The 18,470-nt window shown below is 48.0% G+C and carries 14 protein-coding genes; 5 read left to right on the top strand and 9 right to left on the bottom strand.

Annotated features, from left to right (window positions below; translation table 11 throughout):
• Positions 1-249 precede the first annotated feature (249 nt).
• The 5 genes from HMPREF2872_RS02620 to dnaQ form a co-directional block, all read right to left on the bottom strand.
• On the bottom strand, positions 250-987 hold the full coding sequence (locus HMPREF2872_RS02620; protein WP_070631001.1) for a thermonuclease family protein: 738 nt from the start codon (positions 985-987) through the stop codon (positions 250-252).
• Positions 988-1,060: 73 nt separating this feature from the next.
• Entirely contained in the window at positions 1,061-1,732 is a 672-nt protein-coding gene (gene rpiA, locus HMPREF2872_RS02615; protein ID WP_003679072.1) for a ribose-5-phosphate isomerase RpiA, read from the bottom strand.
• Positions 1,733-1,775: 43 nt separating this feature from the next.
• A complete protein-coding gene (gene ispF, locus HMPREF2872_RS02610) occupies positions 1,776-2,255 on the bottom strand; it encodes a 2-C-methyl-D-erythritol 2,4-cyclodiphosphate synthase (RefSeq protein ID WP_049352371.1) in 480 nt (159 codons plus the stop codon).
• A 32-nt stretch (positions 2,256-2,287) separates the two neighbouring features.
• Entirely contained in the window at positions 2,288-2,974 is a 687-nt protein-coding gene (gene ispD, locus HMPREF2872_RS02605; RefSeq protein WP_070630999.1) for a 2-C-methyl-D-erythritol 4-phosphate cytidylyltransferase, read from the bottom strand.
• Positions 2,971-3,708: a DNA polymerase III subunit epsilon gene (dnaQ, locus tag HMPREF2872_RS02600; RefSeq protein ID WP_070630997.1), complete on the bottom strand. Its 738-nt coding sequence runs from the start codon at positions 3,706-3,708 to the stop codon at positions 2,971-2,973. Before dnaQ ends, ispD begins: the two co-directional genes overlap by 4 nt.
• A 340-nt stretch (positions 3,709-4,048) precedes the next feature.
• On the opposite strand from dnaQ, the gene HMPREF2872_RS02595 reads away from it, so the two are divergent.
• From HMPREF2872_RS02595 to HMPREF2872_RS02585, 3 genes are all read left to right on the top strand, one after another.
• Complete coding sequence (locus HMPREF2872_RS02595; RefSeq protein ID WP_003683363.1) at positions 4,049-4,525, top strand: NGO0322 family iron-responsive protein; 477 nt, start codon at positions 4,049-4,051, stop codon at positions 4,523-4,525.
• Positions 4,526-4,667: 142 nt separating this feature from the next.
• Positions 4,668-5,351 carry a 16S rRNA pseudouridine(516) synthase gene (locus tag HMPREF2872_RS02590; RefSeq protein WP_070630995.1) on the top strand — a complete coding sequence of 228 codons (684 nt, stop codon included), beginning with the start codon at positions 4,668-4,670 and terminating at the stop codon, positions 5,349-5,351.
• 778 nt (positions 5,352-6,129) lie between these two features.
• Entirely contained in the window at positions 6,130-7,494 is a 1,365-nt protein-coding gene (locus tag HMPREF2872_RS02585; RefSeq protein WP_070630992.1) for a sodium-dependent transporter, read from the top strand.
• Positions 7,495-7,554: 60 nt separating this feature from the next.
• On the opposite strand, the gene dld is transcribed toward HMPREF2872_RS02585, so the two are convergent.
• The 4 genes from dld to HMPREF2872_RS02565 form a co-directional block, all read right to left on the bottom strand.
• Entirely contained in the window at positions 7,555-9,246 is a 1,692-nt protein-coding gene (gene dld, locus HMPREF2872_RS02580) for a D-lactate dehydrogenase (RefSeq protein ID WP_070630991.1), read from the bottom strand.
• A gap of 156 nt (positions 9,247-9,402) precedes the next feature.
• Positions 9,403-11,523: a polyribonucleotide nucleotidyltransferase gene (pnp, locus tag HMPREF2872_RS02575; protein ID WP_070630989.1), complete on the bottom strand. Its 2,121-nt coding sequence runs from the start codon at positions 11,521-11,523 to the stop codon at positions 9,403-9,405.
• Between the two features lie 237 nt (positions 11,524-11,760).
• Positions 11,761-12,624, bottom strand: coding sequence for a phosphoribosylaminoimidazolesuccinocarboxamide synthase (locus tag HMPREF2872_RS02570; protein ID WP_003683512.1), 864 nt, complete (start codon positions 12,622-12,624; stop codon positions 11,761-11,763).
• Between the two features lie 152 nt (positions 12,625-12,776).
• Positions 12,777-13,964 carry a calcium-binding protein gene (locus HMPREF2872_RS02565; RefSeq protein WP_283118967.1) on the bottom strand — a complete coding sequence of 396 codons (1,188 nt, stop codon included), beginning with the start codon at positions 13,962-13,964 and terminating at the stop codon, positions 12,777-12,779.
• Between the two features lie 603 nt (positions 13,965-14,567).
• On the opposite strand from HMPREF2872_RS02565, the gene rfbD reads away from it, so the two are divergent.
• Entirely contained in the window at positions 14,568-15,431 is an 864-nt protein-coding gene (rfbD, locus tag HMPREF2872_RS02560; RefSeq protein WP_070630986.1) for a dTDP-4-dehydrorhamnose reductase, read from the top strand.
• A gap of 150 nt (positions 15,432-15,581) precedes the next feature.
• Positions 15,582-18,428: an excinuclease ABC subunit UvrA gene (gene uvrA, locus HMPREF2872_RS02555; RefSeq protein WP_070630984.1), complete on the top strand. Its 2,847-nt coding sequence runs from the start codon at positions 15,582-15,584 to the stop codon at positions 18,426-18,428.
• Positions 18,429-18,470 lie beyond the last annotated feature (42 nt).

Here is an 18,470-nt window from a genome sequence, read left to right as displayed (position 1 = left end):
TTTTATGAACTTTTCAAAAATGGAAAAAGCCCTTTAAATATTAAGTATTTAAAGGGCTTTTTCTTATTCAAATTGAAAAAACGCTTTTAAACAGGTTTAAATCTTTTTTGTTTTTTTGTGGTATTTTATTTGGTATTAGACAAAAACGGATTGGAAAATGCCCAAAATCGTGATCCCGTTCTTATCTTATACTAAACCATAATGATTAAAGGCCGTCTGAAAGTTTTCAGACGGCCTCTTTCTTAAAACTTACCAAATCCCAAACCATTGTTTATCAGACTGCTTTTTATTGTCGTTCTGCTGCTCGTAGTTTTGACGACGAAATTGCCAAGGTGCTTGCGGATTGTCTTTTTTCCACAAGCCTTTACGCTTTTCCTTGGCTTGTTTTTGTGCGGCCGAATAGTCGGTGTAAGCAGTTTTACTTTGTTGTTTTTGGGCATAACTTTCATAATGCCATGCGGCGCCATCCCGTATCTGCATCAAATTCAAGTCAATCGTGCCGACTGATACTTGGGCAACTTCGCGCTGGTAGCGGTCGGCTTCAAACACGCGGACTTTGGCTTTTTTATGCAATGCGGCATCAATCAAATTGTCTCGTGATTGCGTACCATAGGCCTGATTGATTTCCGGCGCATCGATATAGGCCATGCGGATTTTGTGTTTCCTGCCGTCGCTATCGATAATGTGCATGGTATCGCCATCATGAATTTTGATGATTTTCCCGTTGTATGTGTAGGATTGTCGCGATGACTTTTGTTTTTGTTCCGATTTGGGTTTAGCTTCGGCTTTGGTGTCAGATGTGGCTTTGACGACATTTTCACCCAGCCATTCATTGACCTTTTCCAAACCGATATTGTCGCCTTGTGCCAATGTTGCAGCAACGCTTACCCCTGTACGAATCAACTCAGTATCGCGTGAGCTGTAACCAAGCGCGCCCAAAACGGATAAAACAACAGGCAACCATTTTATAATTTTACTGATTTGCATATTTTGCCAAATTGAAGGCCGTCTGAAAGACCTGATGCACTTTCAGACGGCCTTTAAGATTAATTAATCTTTATTAATCCTGACAAGGCAGGATGACTTTTGCACCTTCTGCCGTACCCAAAACCAATACATCGGCGGCATCACGGGCAAAAATACCGTTTTCGAGTACGCCGGTGATTTTATTGATTTCGTCTTCCATTTTCAGGGCTTGGTCGATATTGAGTCCGTGAACATCAACGATTTGATTGCCATAGAAAGTCGTATAGCCGACACGCAACTCAGGCTGTCCGCCCATGGCAAGCAGTTTGCGCGACACCAGCGAACGGGCATTTTCAACCACTTCTACCGGCAATGGGAATTTACCCAAACGGGAAACATATTTGCTTTCATCGGCAATACAAACAAATTTATCGGATGCACTAGCCACGATTTTTTCGTTCAAATGCGCACCGCCGCCGCCTTTAATCATTTGCAGCGCGTGGTTAACTTCGTCTGCGCCGTCAACATAAACCGCCAAACCCATCACTTCATTCAGTGAAACTTCTGGAATCTCATATTTCGCCAAAAGCTCGCTGGATTTTTTAGAAGTAGACACGGCACCCTTGATTTTCTTACCGCTTTTACCCAAAGCTTCGATAAAAAAGTTGATGGTAGAGCCGGTACCGATACCGATGTATTCGTTTTCAGGAACAAATTCCACCGCTTTTTCGGCGGCAATACGTTTGAGTTCGTCTTGAGTTGCCATGTTGTCAGTCTTTCAGTTTGAATAATAAAGTAATTTTAAGCTCTTAGGCCTTAATCAGCAATACTGCCGCTTGCGCTTCAATGGCTTCCATACGTCCCAGATAGCCAAGTTTTTCGTTGGTTTTACCCTTGATGTTCACGCAGCTTTCAGGCAAACCCAAATCTGCGGCAATATTGGCGCGCATTGCCGGAATGTGTGGCGCAAGTTTTGGCTTTTGCGCAATCACAGTCGTATCGACATTAACCACCTTCCAACCCAATTCCTGCACGCTTTGATAAGCCTTGCGCAACAGCACACGGCTGTCTGCATCTTTGAATTCGGCTGCGGTATCAGGAAAATGACTGCCGATATCGCCCAAACCGGCCGCACCCAACAGGGCATCGGTAATCGCATGCAAAAGCACATCGGCATCTGAATGACCCAGCAAGCCTTTTTCAAACGGAATGTTGACGCCGCCGAGTATCAAATCTCGGCCTTCGACCAACTGATGGACATCATAGCCCTGTCCGACACGGATATTCATGTTTGTTTCCTTAAATAATGGGTTTTGATTGTTCAGACGGCCTTGAGCAACAATCTGACAATGTATTCATCTTGCGGCAGCGTCAATTTCAAATTGCGCGTATCGCCCTGCACCAAGCGCGGCCGGATACCCAGTTTTTCAACAGCTGATGCTTCATCCGTAATCTCACTTAGATCATCAACCGATAAAGCTCGGTGTAACAAGGCCGTCTGAAAAAGCTGCGGCGTTTGCGCTTGCCATAATCCTGCGCGCGCAACGGTTTCATCAATATGATGACTGCCGTCTGAGCGCTTGAGCGTATCGGCCACCGGTATGGCCAAAATACCGCCTTCATCATTCTCACCCGCCTCATCAAGCAAACGCGTTAACGCTTCAGCAGGCAGGCAACAGCGCGCGGCATCATGAACCAAAATATTGTCTTGTGCCTCGGCCAAACCTTGCTCCAATAAAACGGACACACCATTGCGTACCGTTTCGGCACGACTTGCCCCGCCTACTCGAAAGACGCGTACTTTCTCAGACACGGCCGTCTGAAAAACCGAATCTTCCGGCGAAAGAATAACGGCAATTAAATCTATGCGGGGGTGTTTATCAAAGATTTCTATGGTATGTTGCAATACGGTTTTACCATTGATTTCAACATATTGTTTGGGTTTTCCTGCGCCAAATCGCGCTCCCACACCGGCAGCAGGAATCAAAGCAATATTGCGGCGCATCATGCTGACGCTCCGGCATTGGCCTCATCAGGCGTTTCGGCCTTACGCCATATACACGCTTCGCCTAAATCGTCCAAATATTTTTCATGTGCGGCCAGCTCGTCCGCATTGGCTTTGATAACTTTCAACTGCGACGTACGTTTGGTTTCGGCAATAACGGTTTGTTTGACTTCGCCCTCTTCTTCCGCCTCGCCGCCCATCAGGTCGAACTGCTGACGCGTCATAGCAAGATAGACTTCACCCAAAAGCTCGCAGTCGATTAACGCGCCGTGCAAGACACGTTTGCTGCGGTCAACGGAAAAGCGGTTACACAACGCATCCAAGCTTGCCTTTTGCCCCGGAAACATTTCACGCGCCATGGCCAGCGTGTCTGTAACTTTGCAACCGAGTTCCTCAATAGAAGGCAAACCCATGCGGCGGAATTCCATATTCAGGAAGCCGACGTCAAACTTGGCATTATGGATAATCAGCTCTGCGCCACGGATAAAGTCGGCAATCTGTTTACCCACTTGGGCAAACGGCGGCGCATTCTTCGCTTCCAATACTTCAATCGTCAAACCATGCACCTTCGCCGCTTCCTCCGGCATATCGCGTTCGGGGTGGACATATAAATGAAGGGTGGAGTTGGTCATTTGGCGGTTGATCATTTCCAAGCCGGCAAATTCGACCAGACGGTCGCCGTTTTCAGGATAAAGACCCGTGGTCTCCGTATCGAGGATAATCTGACGTTGGCTCATGGTTGGTGGTTTCTGCAATTATCAAAACGTCCTGAATCATACTGAAGGCCGTCTGAAATGTATAGTCAGCAAAACTTTAGCTGCTTTTGAAATACCCTTTTTAGCTGGATTTTTTCAGACGGCCTTTATTCTTTTCTCATTTAATGGCCATCTATTACAACATTTTTGAGTAGAAAACCCAATTTCTAAAAAAATTTTTAAATTTAATTTCTTTAATAATTAATACCTTACTTACAAATTAAATAATAGGAACAATTATCATTTGCGAATTTAAAAAATCGCCGTATAATACAACCCATCGAAACAAAACAACCGCACAACAGAATGAAAGGAGAAGAAAATGCCCGAAAGTATTTTTAAGCAAGTCTCCCTTGACATTCTGAGACTGCACCAACAAGCCATCCGCTCTTTAATCGCTACCAAGTGTTGCGACGAATGTGAAGTACATGACGCAGTATTCATTACTTTAGATGGCCGATATTATGTTTGGCTCCCTTGCATGGGTAAATCGCCCCAATCAGAAACCGGCATCCTGCTGATTGAAGATGAAGATGGCAATACACGCTTGAGCTGGGTTGCCGGTACACGCGAAGTCAAACAAAAAGACAGTCTGTACAACCGCGTTGTTTCCGCCCTGCAAAGAAAAATGCAGCGCACGAAAAACAAGTTTATCCAGTCGGCAAACGCCCGATTGCTTGAGCTGACGCCTCAGCAAGGCCGTCTGACGACAAACAGCAAAGATTTCTCGCTTTCACCGCATGACCTGATGAAAGCACTTTATCCGGCAACACATCAAATAGGAGAATTTGCCCTGTAACAGTTTTTGGTAGTGGTTTGTGTTCCTTTTGCGCCCCTTAACATTTTAAAGGGGCGATTTTTTTACCCCTACTTTTCAGACGGCCTAAACACCGGTTTTCCAGTACAATAAAGGCCGTCTGAACATTTCCTACTCTTCAACCATGCAACTGCTCAAATACATCCAATCGCAAGGCCTCGGCAGCCGCAAGCAATGCCAATGGCTGATAGACAATGACTGCATTGCCATCAACGGCGAAATTTATAATCGTGCCAGAGACGATATTGACCCGTCTCAAGTGCACACCCTGTCTGTTGACGGCGAAGAAATTGCCGCCGTCCCCATGCCCTATTTCTACATTCTGCTTCATAAGCCTGTAGATTACGAGACCTCGCACAAACCTCAGCAATATCCAAGCATCTTCAGCCTGTTTCCCGACCACATGCGCAATATCGATATGCAGGCAGTCGGCCGCTTGGATGCAGACACAACCGGCATTATTCTGATTACCAACGATGGGCAATTTAACCACCGCGTTACCTCGCCCAAACACAAAGTTCCGAAGCTCTACCGCGTCACTTTGAAACATCCTGCCGACGATACCCTTTGCACCACACTCAAAAACGGCGTCCTCCTGCATGACGATAATGAAACCGTAACCGCAGCCGAAGCAGTATTGGCCGACCCAACCACATTGATGATGACCATTACCGAGGGTAAATACCATCAGGTCAAACGCATGGTTGCAGCCGCAGGCAACCGTGTCGAGCAGCTTCACCGTGAGAAATTCGGCGACTGGAATGTCGATGATTTAGCCGCCGGAGAATGGAAATTTATCCATATCTAAAAAAATTCCAAATTTTTTCGATATTTTTTTAAACAATATGGATTTTTTATTTATTTAAAATCAAACATCTAAACCTTACTATTTTTATTTAACAGAATTTAACACTTTGAAGACTGAACTATTGTATAATTCGCCTGTCTGAGTAACACTTGCTTCGAAAGAAGTGAGTAAGTGAGTAAGACGTTTTCCCCGTAATGTGTTTGGCCATCTATACTTTCCCCTTAGTATAGATGGTTTTTTTTATCTAAAATTTGGCAACCAAGCGGGCGTACTTTCAGACGGCCTTTCTCATCTAAAGAAGCCATCATTTCCAAACCCCATCTCCACTCATTAACTTGCCATTACTCCTTTTCTCTCTCATCTCTTCCACATCAATCTGTGCCGTTCCAATTTCAGGCAAATCGTTTTGTAGAAAAAACCTATCGGCGACTATCTAAGCTAAGGTTACAGGATGTTATTAAACAGCCTTGGATAAATACCATCTTTGTTGCCGATATACTCTTGAAAGCACACCTTAGCGCTATCCAATCTCCTCACAACAACCCTTTCCCATATCCCACTTTTCAGACGGCCTTTATCGTTACGGCTCTTGCCATCATTCATATCGCTTCAGCTAAATTCTCTGTTTGCTGGTTTCAATACCAAGCAAACCAGAGAAACCCACTAAAAATTCTTCATTACATGGTTTTTTTAACTAAAATCCTTTTCAGACTTTAGTTAAGATTCGTTAAATCTTTGCGGTAAAATGTTGTCTTTATTTTTATGCATCTAAGTATTTATGTCTTCCAATCAACCCCGTCAAACCTGGTCCAACCGTTTGACTTACATCCTTACCGTTGCCGGCGCGACTGTCGGCTTTGGCGCAACTTGGCGTTTCCCATATTTGGTCGGTGAAAACGGCGGCGGCGCGTATGTGTTTTTGTTCTGTATCGCCATGCTGGTCATCGGTATTCCAATGATTTTGGTGGAAAACGTCATCGGCCGCCGTAAAGGCGTGAACGCGCTGGATGCGTTTGGCGGCACAATGAATGGCAAACCCGTTGCCAAAGTTTGGAAATTGGTCGGTTGGATGGGCTTACTTGGCGCATTCGGCATCATGGCCTATTACATGGTACTCGGCGGCTGGGTGATCAGCTACATCATCAATATCATCGGCGGTAATTTGGATATTTCCAGTCCTGTTTCCGGGGAAATCACCAAAAGCTTCTTTACCGAACACATCGAAAACAGCCCTTGGGAAATTGCTTTCTACACCTTCTTATTTGTGGTTGTAAACCAATGGATCTTGGTCAAAGGCGTGATCGGCGGTATTGAAAAAGCGGCAAAATACCTGATGCCTTTGCTGTTTTTATTCCTAATTGCGATGGTTGTGCGCAACGTTACCCTGCCGGGCGCAATGGAAGGTATTACCTTCTATCTGAAGCCTGACTTCAGCAAAATTACAGCCGAACTGTTCGTCTTCGTTTTGGGACAAGTATTCTTCGCCTTGAGCTTGGGTTTCGGCGTGATGATTACGTTATCCAGCTATCTGGATAAAAACGAAAATCTGGTTCAGACGGCCGTGATTACCGCGATTACCAACACTTTGATTGCCGTGTTGGCCGGCTTTATGATTTTCCCATCCCTCTTCAGCTTTGGCGTTGCCCCTAACTCCGGCCCGACGCTGGTGTTCCAAAGCCTGCCGATCGTGTTTTCCAATATGTGGGCAGGCCCAGTGTTTGCAGTGATTTTCTTCTCACTGCTTCTGATTGCCGCGCTGACCACTTCTCTGACCATTTATGAAGTGTTGATTACAACCATTCAGGAGAAAACCAAAATCCGCCGCGCAGCCGCGATTACCATCGTACTGGCAGGTATTTTTATCTTCGGCAATATCCCGTCCATCTTGAGCTACGGCCCATGGAAAGATATTTCCGTGTTTGGTAAAAACATTTTTGATGCCTTTGACTATATCAGTGGCAACATCCTGTTTATGCTGACCGCGCTTGGCTCCGCCTTGTTCGTCGGCTTCGTGATGAAAGATGAAGCGAAGGACGAATTGCTCTACAAAGGCAACCATACCACCGTCAATATCTGGTTTGCCTATGTGAAATACCTCGTACCGTTGGTGATTCTGCTGATTTTTGTCAGCAACTTGTTCTGATAAGCAAGCATATAAAAAGGCCGTCTGAAAAGTTCAGACGGCCTTTGTTTTGACTATGCTTTATTCAGCCCAGTTTTTCTTCTTACTGGTTTTACCGATACCTGGGTTGAAGCTGTTGGTCGGGTCAAGTTTTTTATAGAACTGTTTCAGCTCGGGCTTGGCTTCATACAGATGACCGACATTATGCTCGGCAGGATATTGCGCACCGCGTTGGTCAAGCAGATTGAGCATTTCATGTTCCAAAGCCATACAGTCGTTGCCTTTTTTAATGATGTAGTCCTGATGGAACACATGACACATAAAATGTCCGTAATACAATTTATGGATGATTTTATTGTCAATTTCAGGCGGCAGTGTTTCAAACCAATCACGATCATCACGGCGCAAGGCGATATCGAGTGCAACCAAATCCTCTACTTCATCATCATGTACAGAACGGTAACGGATCGCGGCAGAAGCCACAGCAAAGCGATGCAGCATGGCCGCCTGCGTTTCTTCAGCATTACATTCGAAGAATGCGCCGCCATGGGTTGCAAAATATTCTTTCAAGAAAGCACGCGCTTCTTCTACGCCCTCGCCACCCATTTTTAAAATCAGGTGATGTTCATATTTATCCCGATAGTTGCGCATAGACTTCGGCAAGTGATCGGGCAAAATCTTACTGATCAGTTGCATGAATTTATCAGAGAAGTGTTTTGGTAAGAAACTTATCTTTTTGCTGAATCTATCCACACGGGCTTTCAGATCAAACAGTTTCGGAAGTTGGTGGGTACCGAATGTCTTAATGATATAAAAAGTATCTTTACCATAAACGGCAGCAATATCAAAAGCATGACGATGGATATATTCGCCCGAAATAGGCAGGTTTTTAAACTCACTCAAAGCAGCACGACGAATATCGGTCAGCTCATTAATATCATTGGTGCCGATATAGAACACGGCAGTCTGTTTTTCTTGCGGGAAAGTATCCAAGCGTACGGCAAACACCATCAGCTTGCCCGCGCAACCTGATGCTTCGTAGTGACGCGCAGGGTCGGCATTAAAACGGGCGGCAGTCGGTTCATTCACTTGGCGGACATGATCGCAATAAGCATGGTCATGACCCTTGCCGGCATCTTGCGTAATGTCTTTTCGCTGATAATGGAAACCTTGCAAGTTGGTCAAAATTTCTTCAGGAGTTTCGCCCAAATCAATGCCCAAATGGTTGACCAGCTCCAGTTTGCCCTCTTCGTTGATTTGTGCAAACAGAGCCATTTCAGTATAAGCCGGGCCACGCTGTACCAGTGCGCCGCCGGAGTTATTACATACGCCACCCAATACAGATGCGCCGATACAGGACGAACCGATTACAGAGTGCGGCTCACGGCCTAAAGGTTTCAGCAGCAGCTCCAATTGATTCAAGGTAGAACCGGGCAGGCAGACAACTTGTTCGTTATTGTTAATCGGTTGAATGATGTTCAGACGCATGGTATTCACAATCACGATATCGCGGTCGTAATCATTACCGTCAGGAGTCGAGCCGCCGGTCAAACCGGTATTGGCAGCCTGCGTAATCACGATAACATCAGCCTCAACACATGCCTGCAAAATTTGCCACATTTCCAACACCGTACCCGGACGGACAACTGCCAGCGCCTTGCCCTCACCAAAACGGTAGCCTTGACGGTATTGTTCGGTTTTTGCCGGGTCTGTGATGATGTATTTTTCGCCGACGGTTTGTGTCAACCGGCTGATTAATTGCGTAGCATTCATTGCATACTCCTTGAGAGATGAATATATTTATTAAATTGCAAACATTGTAGTAACCCGTTCAATCAAAGTAAAGGCGAAACCCGTTTTTCTTTTAAATAAACAAAAGGCCGTCTGAAATTTTCAGACGGCCTTTTGTTTCAAGCTTGAATAATCAGATTATTCGGCTGCTTTCTCTTCACGAGCAGGCGCTTCCTGCAAAGCTTTGATAGACAGGCGCACGCGGCCGCGGTCGTCTACTTCCAATGCTTTCACGTTCACAACCTGACCTACTTGCAGGTAGTCGCTGACATTGCGTACGCGCTCGTGGGCGATTTGGCTGATGTGTACCAAACCGTCTTTACCAGGCATCACGCTGACAATCGCACCAACGTTGTTGTCGAGGATTTTAACCACAGTACCTTCGTACACTTTGCCCACTTCCACTTCGGCAGTGATTTCTTCGATGCGTTTTTTCGCTGCATCGCCTGCTTCTTGAGTAGTCGCAGCGATAGTTATGGTACCGTCTTCAGCGATATTGATTTCAGTACCGGTTTCAGCAGTAATCGAACGAATGGTTTCACCACCTTTACCAATCACATCACGGATTTTATCTTGATTGATTTTCATAGTGAACAAGCGTGGCGCGTGTGCAGATAGCTCTTGTGGGCCTGCAACGGCAGCTTTCATCTGATCCAAGATGTGCAAACGTGCTTCTTTGGCTTGAGCCAAAGCGATTTGCATGATTTCTTTGGTAATACCTTGGATTTTGATGTCCATTTGCAGCGCGGTCACACCTTCGGTTGTACCGGCCACTTTAAAGTCCATATCGCCCAAGTGGTCTTCGTCGCCCAAGATGTCGGTCAGGACGGCAAATTTGTTGTTGTCCAAAATCAGACCCATGGCGATACCGGCAACGTGTGCTTTCAAAGGCACACCGGCAGACAACAGGCTCAAGCAGCCGCCGCAGACGGAAGCCATAGAAGAAGAGCCGTTAGATTCGGTAATTTCAGAAACCACGCGCATGGTGTAGCTGAAATCTTCAGGTTCTGGCAATACGGCCAACAACGCACGTTTAGCCAAGCGGCCGTGACCGATTTCACGACGTTTTGGCGCACCTACGCGACCCACTTCGCCGGTAGAGTATGGAGGGAAGTTGTAGTGCAGCATGAAGCGGTCGGTGTATTCGCCGGACAGCGCATCAATGATTTGCTCGTCGCGTGAAGTACCCAAAGTGGCAACGGCCAAAGCTTGTGTTTCGCCACGGGTAAACAGTGCAGAACCGTGAGTGCGCGGCAATACGCCGGTTTGAATGTTCAGCGGACGAACAGTGCGAGTGTCGCGACCGTCGATACGCGGTTGGCCGTCCAAAATTTGGCTGCGGACAACATCGGCTTCCAAGTGTTTGAAAATGCCTTTGATTTCGTTGGCGGCCAAAGTGTCGGTTTCTTCGGTAATCAAGGCTTCTTTTACAGCATTCCAAGCTTCGTCCAATTTGGCAGAACGCGCTTGTTTTTGACGGATTTTGAACGCTTCTTTAATGGTTTCGCCCGCAATTAAGCGTACTTTTGCAACCAATTCTTCATTGGTTTCAGGCGCTTTCCAATCCCATACTTCAGGGTTTACTTCATCGGCGAACTCGTTGATGGCGTTAATGGCCACTTGCATTTGATCGTGACCGTAAACAACCGCACCCAGCATCACTTCTTCAGACAAGATGTCGGCTTCGGATTCCACCATCAACACGGCTTTAGAAGTACCGGCAACAACCAAGTCTAATTGTGATTTAGCCAATTCGGCTTTAGTCGGGTTCAAAACGTACACGCCGTTTACATAACCCACGCGTGCCGCACCAATCGGACCGGCAAACGGTACGCCGCTCAACACCAGCGCGGCAGACGCGCCCAACATTGCAGGAATGTCAGAATCGATTTCAGGGTCAACAGACACGACCATCGCTACGATTTGGATGTCGTGGTAGAAACCTTCAGGGAATAAAGGACGAATCGGACGGTCAATCAGACGGCTGGTCAGGATTTCTTTTTCGCTTTGTTTGCCTTCACGTTTGAAGAAACCGCCGGGGATTTTACCTGCTGCGTAAGTACGCTCGAGGTAATCGACAGTCAGAGGGAAGAAGTCTTGGCCTTCTTTCACTTCTTTGTTGGTAGTAACGGCAACCAAAACAACGGTGTCGCCCATGGATACTTTAACGGCAGCAGCGGCTTGGCGAGCAATTTCGCCGGTTTCCAAAGTAACGGTTTGATTACCGTATTGGAAGGTCTTAACGTGTTTATTGAACATTATTGTTCCTTTCAAAATACCGCACTGCTAAAACACTAATAATGCACACTAAAATCCGAATGTGCATAGTTAGGGTTTCAGACCGTGCGGCAGGTTATAAACAAGCTTTCAGACGGCCTTTAAAGGCACTGAAAACAACTCTCGATTATAAAGGCAACCATCCTTAAAATCCAGTATTGATACAATAAAAAGGCCGTCTGAAACATATCTCTTTCAGACGGCCTTCAAACTTAAAAATTAATCCTGAGTCAGCAAAGTCAATGCTTCCTGATATTTTTCGACTGTTTTCTGAATTACATCGGCAGGCACTTTAGGCGCAGGCGCTTTTTTGTTCCAACCGCTTTGCTCCAACCAGTCGCGGACAAATTGTTTGTCAAAAGACGGCGGATTGGTGCCGACTTTATATTGGTCGGCAGGCCAAAAACGGCTGGAGTCAGGCGTCAACACTTCGTCCATCAAAGTCAGTGTACCTTCTTCATCCAAACCAAATTCAAACTTGGTATCGCAAATAATAATACCGCGAGATTTCGCATATTCGGCCGCTTCTGTATAAAGCTGAATCGCTTTGGCGCGTACTTCCGCCGCCAATTCTTTTCCGATAATGCGTTCGCATTCTTCAAAGCTAATGTTTTCATCATGATCGCCAACCTCAGCTTTGGTCGATGGCGTAAAAATCACTTCAGGCAGTTGTTGCGCTTCCTGCATACCTTCAGGCAGTTGAATACCGCAGACAGAGCCTGTCTTTTGATAATCTTTCCAACCGCTGCCTGCCAGATAACCGCGCACAATGGCCTCTACTTTCACCGGAGTGAGTTTTTTAGCCACGACGGCGCGTTTTTCTAAAACTTTGGCTTCGTTTTCAGGCAAAACATCGTAAACGGTATGGCCGGTAAAGTGGTTAGGCATAATATGAGCCAGTTTTTTAAACCAAAAATTGGAAATCTGCGTCAGAATCTCCCCTTTACCCGGAATCGGGTCATCCAAAATCACATCAAATGCAGACAGTCGGTCGGAAGCAACCATCAACATTCGTTTATCGTCAATTTCATACAAATCGCGTACTTTGCCGGAGTAAATTTTTTTCAAGCTGATTTCAGACATTTCGGGTATCTCTTAGATAGACAGAAGAATGCGATATTTTAGCCCAATTTGGAATTTTTCGTCAGATTGTTTACAAAATAAAGGCCGTCTGAAACCTTATATTTTGGTTTCAGACGGCCTTAACCGTTGATTTCAGAGAAGAACCCTGAAAATCACCATCCAGAAACTTGAGTCTGTTCTTGGATGTGGTTCACAGCAGACAGAGAGTAGTAGTCACCGTGGCCGGTTACTTGGTAAGTGCTACCGTCAGCAAATTTGAAGTTTTCAACTTTGTGATTGTTACCGGTGAACCAGTCGTCGATGGTGATGCTGTCAGAACCGACAGAAACAGTCAGGTTGGCACCTGATTTGCTCAGCAATACGTCGGAAGCTGCAATGCCTTTACCGAACAACAGGGTGTCATTACCGCTTTCCTCACGGATAGTGTCGTGACCGTAACCTTTGTCGAAGAAGTAAGTGTCGTTACCGGTACCGCCGATCAGGATGTCGTTGCCGACACCGCCGTCGAGGTAGTCGTTACCGTCTTTACCAACCAGGCAGTCATCGCCGGCCAAACCGTACAGATGGTTGTTGCCGCCGTTACCTTCGATGTTGTTGTTCAAAGAGTTACCGGTACCGTTCAGGTTTTGCATACCTTGCAAAAACAGGTTTTCAACGTTATCGGTCAAGGTGTAGTCGATAACTGTGCGAACAGTATCGATACCGCCGTTCAGATTACCGTACTCGATAACTTGGTCGTCGGCATCGTCAACGAAATAAACGTCGTTACCGTCGCCACCGCGCATGATGTCAGCACCGGAACCACCGTTCAGGTAGTCGTTACCGTCACCACCTTGCAGGTAGTCTTTACCTTCTTCACCGTACAGAGAGTCACCGTCGGCATCACCGTAAATGGTGTCATTACCTGCACCGGCGTAGATTACGTCTGCGCCGTTGCCACCGTAGATGATGTCTTCGCCAGCAGTACCATAAATGGTATCTTTAGCATCAGTACCGCGGATAACGTTGGGTCGGATGATATTACCTGGGTTTTTGTCTTCGTGACCGTATGAGTTGTCTTGGTTATGGTCGTCAGCACAGCCTTTGCAGTCTGGCTTAGGCTCAGGTTTTGGTTGTGGCTTAGGCTCAGGTTTTGGTTGTGGCTTAGGCTGAGGTTTTGGTTGTGGTTGCGGTTGCGGTTGTGGGTGTGGCTCAGGTTTTGGTTGAGGTGGTCTACGATGAGGTTTTTGTGGTTGCGGTTGCGGTTGTGGGTGTGGCTCAGGGTTTAGTGGACGTGGTATACGCCGAAGTTTTGGTTGTGGTTTGGTGTGCCAAGGGTGGTAAGGTGAACCAGGTACCACATTAACTATTGGCGGCACGCCAATTCTAGCGGTGCTGCCGGTAGAACCAGAAGATTTTGATGAACCGCAGAAGTGAGCTGGGTCGGAACGCCCTGGAATAGAAGAGCAGTAAGGCTTACTAGCCTGGGGTCCACGAGACCCGCTGTAAGATCTTGCCATAATAATTACTCCCAAAATGGTTAATAAAGATATCGAGCTAGAGGAACGAGCAAATCCGCCCTTGCTCAATTATTATTTTAGTTATATTTTTCAAGATATTTACTGAAAAATATCAAACGGTAGAATTTTCCGACAAAAGGACGGAGTTTTGCCTGTTTTTAAATTCCATTATCCTAGCAACAATAAAAACATCAACATTGATTCACACTCTCTCAAACAGCATAGATCCTTTATCTATCTTGTTGAAAGCTGAACTTTAACTATAGTTATAGTAAGCAAACATAATACCAATAAGTGGTTATTATTGTGGATAGATGATATCGATAATTTGCCCAAATACAGCCGCATCCGCATTTTGTTCTACGTCAATAATGTGAATTTGTCGTATTTACACTATAATGACACGAATACCTATTTAACAGCTATCAGAGGAGATACTCAACCATGCGTACTTTATTGACCGGAGCCAAAGGCCAGCTTGCCCGCTGTCTGCGCGACCGCCTGCCCGAAGATTGGGAACTGATTGCTACCGACTCTACTTCGCTGGACATTACCGATACCGAAGCCGTGCATCACATGATCAAAAACTTCCAACCAGATGCCATCGTTAATGCCGCAGCTTACACTGCCGTCGATAAAGCAGAAGAAAACGCAGAGGCTGCTTTTGCCGTCAACGCAACCGCTGTTCACAACCTGGCCGCAGCCGCCCGCGCCGCACACGCGCGCTTTATTCATATTTCCACTGATTATGTATTCGACGGCGAAGGCAAACGCCCTTACCGCGAAACCGACTACACCAATCCGCGCAGCACTTACGGTCAATCCAAAGTTGCAGGCGAGCTTTTGGCTTTAGCCGCGCATCCGGAAAGTACAATCGTCCGTACTTCATGGCTGTTTAGCGAATACGGCAGCAATTTCGTCAAAACCATGTTGCGCCTTGCTAAAGAACGTGACTCCCTCTCCATCGTTCATGACCAAACCGGTTGCCCGACTTATGCAGGCGACTTGGCTCATGCCATCATCAGTTTATTGCAACAGCCTACTTCCCCACGCGGTATCTTCCATTACTGTGGCAATAAATCGGCAACATGGTACGAATTTACCAAAGCCATCTTTCAGACGGCCCACCAATTAGACGACAGCTTCCGCATTCCGGAACTGAACGCAATCACCACCGATCAATACCCCCTGCCCGCTCCGCGTCCGGCATACAGCATTATGGATTGCTCACGTCTAGAGACCAAGTTTGGTATCAAACCGTCCGACTGGCAAAAAGCCCTGCGCGAAATTCTCCGCACAATCGACTGATAAGCTGATCCATCTATATCAAGGCCGTCTGAAAACATATTTTCAGACGGCCTCTTTGTTTCTTTTATATCAAATGCTTTATCTATCCAGTCTGTCATTTGAAAAGTGCTACAATAGCCGTTTATTTTATTTTTCAGACGGCCTGACACCATGTGCAACCATCATCCCAAACATTCACACGACAACGACACCATCCGCATCCGCGGCGCGCGCACGCATAATTTGAAAAACGTCGATTTGGACATTCCGCGCCACAAACTGGTGGTGGTAACGGGGCTGTCGGGCAGCGGCAAGTCGTCGCTGGCGTTTGACACGCTCTATGCCGAAGGGCAGCGGCGTTATGTCGAGAGCCTGTCCGCCTATGCGCGGCAGTTTTTGCAGATGATGGACAAACCCGACGTCGATTTGATCGAGGGCCTGTCGCCCGCGATTTCCATTGAGCAGAAATCCACCAGCCACAACCCGCGTTCTACTGTCGGCACGGTAACGGAAATCCACGACTACCTGCGCCTTTTATACGCCCGCGTCGGCACGCCGTATTGCCCCGAACACAATTTGCCGCTGTCGAGCCAGACCGTGTCGCAGATGGTTGATGCTGTGTTGAAGCTGCCGGAAGACACGCGCGTGATGATTCTGGCGCCGGCGGTGCGCGAGCGTAAGGGTGAGTTTGTCGATTTCTTTGCCGACTTGCAGGCGCAGGGTTTTGCGCGGGTGCGCGTGGACGGTGAGGTCTATCAGTTGGACGAAGTGCCGAAGCTGGAAAAAAACATCAAGCACAATATCGACGTGGTCATCGACCGCGTGAAAGTGAAGGCGGACATCAAGCAGCGGCTGGCGGAAAGTTTTGAAACCGCGCTGCGCCACGGCAACGAGCGCGCGCTGGCAATGGAAATGGACAGCGGCGAAGAGCATTGGTTTTCCGCGCGGTTTGCCTGCCCCGTGTGTTCGTACAGCCTGCCCGAATTGGAGCCGCGCCTCTTTTCGTTCAACAACCCGATGGGTTCCTGCCCGACTTGCGACGGCTTGGGCAACACCAATTTCTTCGACCCCGAAAAAGTGGTCGCTCATCCCGAATTGTCGCTGGCTTCGGGCGCAATTGACGGCTGGGACAAGCGCAACCAATTCTATTTCCAAATGATTCAGTCGTTGGCGCGGCATTACGGTTTCGATGTGCAGGCTGCTTGGGAAACGCTACCTGAAAAAGTGAAAAAAGTCGTGCTGCACGGCTCGGGCAAAGAAGTCATTGATTTCACTTACCTGTCCGAACGCGGCACCACCTTCAACCGCAGCCACGCCTTCGAAGGCATCATCCCCAATCTCGAACGCCGCTACCGCGAAACCGACAGCGAAACCGTGCGCGAAAAACTGCGCGAATACCAAAACCACCGCGCCTGCCCGAGCTGCGGCGGCGCACGTTTGCGCAAAGAAGCCCGCTACGTTTACGTCAGCGGCGAACCGCTGCACGAAGTCTCCGCCTGGCCGCTGACCAAAACCCACCAATTCTTTGAAACGCTGGATTTGGACGGCAACAAAAAACAAATCGCCGAAAAAATCCTCAAAGAAATCACCGAACGGCTCGGCTTCCTGATTAACGTCGGGCTGGATTACCTGAATTTAAGCCGCTCCGCCGAAACCCTCTCCGGCGGTGAAGCCCAGCGCATCCGCCTCGCCAGCCAAATCGGCAGCGGCCTGACCGGTGTGATGTACGTTTTGGACGAACCCTCCATCGGCCTGCACCAGCGCGACAACGACCGCCTGCTCGCCACCCTCAAACGCCTGCGCGATTTGGGCAACAGCGTGATTGTGGTCGAACACGACGAAGACGCCATCCGCGAAGCCGATTTCGTCGTCGACATGGGCCCCGGCGCAGGCGAACACGGCGGCAACGTACTGATTGCCGACACGCCAGAAAACGTCGCCAAATGCGAAAAATCCGTTACCGGACAATACCTCAGCGGCAAAAAATCCATTGCCGTGCCGTCTGAACGCACGCCCGTCAATCCCGACCGAATGCTCGTCCTCAAAGGCGCGCGCGGCAATAATCTCAAAAACGTCACCCTCGAACTGCCGCTCGGTTTGATTACCTGCATCACCGGCGTATCCGGCAGCGGCAAGTCCACCCTGATTAACGACACCCTCGCCAAAATCACCGCCCGCGAACTCAACCGCGCCCAAGAAGAACCCGCCCCATACGACGACATCCGCGGCCTCGAACACCTCGACAAAGTCATCAACATCGACCAATCCCCCATCGGCCGCACCCCGCGCTCCAACCCCGCCACCTATACCGGCCTGTTCACCCCCATCCGCGAACTCTTCGCCGGCGTACCCCTCTCGCGCGAACGCGGCTACAACGTCGGCAGATTCTCCTTCAACGTCAAAGGCGGCCGCTGCGAAGCCTGCCAAGGCGACGGCGTGATTAAAGTTGAAATGCACTTCCTGCCCGACGTGTACGTCCCCTGCGAAGTCTGCCACGGCAAACGCTACAACCGCGAAACCCTCGAAATCCAATACAAAGGCAAAAACATCAGCCAAGTCCTCGACATGACCGTCGAAGAAGCCCGCGAATTTTTCGACGCCGTCCCCACCGTATCGCGCAAACTGCAAACCCTGATGGACGTAGGCCTAGGCTACATCCGCCTCGGCCAATCCGCCACCACACTCTCCGGCGGCGAAGCCCAGCGCGTCAAACTCGCCCTCGAACTCTCCAAACGCGACACCGGCAGAACGCTCTACATCCTCGACGAACCCACCACCGGCCTGCACTTCGCCGACATCGCCCTGCTGCTGGAAGTCATAGGCCGTCTGAAAGGCAAAGGCAACTCGATTGTGATTATCGAGCATAATCTGGACGTGATTAAAACCGCGGATTGGATTGTGGATTTAGGGCCGGAAGGGGGTGATGGTGGTGGTATAATTATTGCTTCAGGTAGTCCCGAGCAGGTGGCTAAGGTTAAGGAGAGTTATACTGGGAAGTATTTGAAATTTATTCTATAAATATTCTAAATATGTTGCCTGCTATATATTTACTTAGAATTG

This window comes from Neisseria sp. HMSC069H12 (assembly GCF_001812735.1).
In the GTDB taxonomy this organism is placed as follows: domain Bacteria; phylum Pseudomonadota; class Gammaproteobacteria; order Burkholderiales; family Neisseriaceae; genus Neisseria; species Neisseria subflava.
Note: the sequence above shows the minus strand (reverse complement) of the source record. Positions and strands in the feature narration are given on the sequence as shown.